Source organism: Mycobacterium sp. 1482292.6, from assembly GCF_001672995.1.
Taxonomy (GTDB): Bacteria; Actinomycetota; Actinomycetes; order Mycobacteriales; family Mycobacteriaceae; genus Mycobacterium; species Mycobacterium europaeum_A.
Map to the genome: position 1 here is coordinate 1 of NZ_LZKV01000022.1, position 1,126 is coordinate 1,126.

At 71.7% G+C, this 1,126-nt stretch carries 1 protein-coding gene and 1 pseudogene; both read right to left on the minus strand.

The window, feature by feature from the left end:
• Nucleotides 1-254, minus strand: a pseudogene (locus A5624_RS27095) (class I SAM-dependent methyltransferase); the annotation flags it as partial.
• A partial coding sequence (locus tag A5624_RS01440) for a class I SAM-dependent methyltransferase (protein WP_066860386.1) occupies nt 212-1,126 on the minus strand: 915 nt, incomplete at its 5' end. The gene A5624_RS01440 and the pseudogene A5624_RS27095, both read right to left, overlap by 43 nt.

Genomic DNA, 1,126 nt, shown 5'->3' on the forward strand with positions numbered 1-1,126 from the left:
AGGCCGCCGAGTTTGTCCACCGCGCGGCGGCGCAACAGGACCGTCTCCACCAGGATCGCGGCGCGGTCGCCGAATCGGGCGCGGGCGGCGGCGACGTCGGCGACCCGGGTGGCGTCGGTCAGCACGAGCCGGGCGACCTCCGCCAGCGCCGCGGCACCCGCGGCCGACCGCAGGTAGCCGACGTCTTGCGCGCTGAACCGCAGCCCACCACTCAGGAGGGTTTGACCCCGGTCACCATCACGTTGTAGTACCAGCCCTTCGGCACCACACGGCGCCACACGTTGGCGTCCACCCAGCTCAGCGTCTTCCAGCCGTTGAAGGCGAACTTCGCCCAGCCCCAGCCCAGCCGCCCGGGCGGCACCGACGCCTCGAAGGTGCGCACCGGCCAGCCGAACATCGCGGCGGTGAACTCCTCGCTGACGGTCCGCACCTGGGCGGCCCCGGCGTTGGCGGCCATCCGCTCCAGGTCGCCCGGGGTGAAGGTGTGCAGGTCGACGATGGCCTCCAGCGCCGCCGCCCGCGACGATTCGTCGAGCTCGGCCTGCGGGCGCCGCCAGCTGCCCAGGCCGGGCAGCTTGGTGACGTTGGTGGCGATGCGCCAGGTCAGGGTGGACAGCTCGCGGGCGTAGACGTCGCCGGCGCTGGTCGGCTCGCCGGCGAAGACGAACCGGCCGCCCGGGCGCAGCACCCGGATCACCTCGCGCAGCGACAACTCCACATCGGGGATGTGGTGCAGCACCGCGTGGCCGACGACCAGGTCGAAGGTGTTGTCCTCGTACGGGATGCCCTCGGCGTCGGCGACCCGGCCGTCGATGTCGAGGCCCAGCGACTGCCCGTTGCGGGTGGCGACCTTGACCATGCCCGGCGACAGGTCGGTCACCGATCCGCGCCGGGCCACCCCGGACTGGATCAGGTTGAGCAGGAAAAACCCAGTGCCGCAACCCAATTCAAGGGCCCGGTCGTAGGGCAGCTCGCGCCGCACCTCGTCCGGCACGATGGCGTCGAAGCGGCCCCGCGCGTAGTCGATGCAGCGCTGGTCATAGGAGATCGACCACTTGTCGTCGTAGGTCTCGGCTTCCCAGTCGTGGTAGAGCACCTGGGCCAGCTTGCTGTCGTGCCGGGCGGG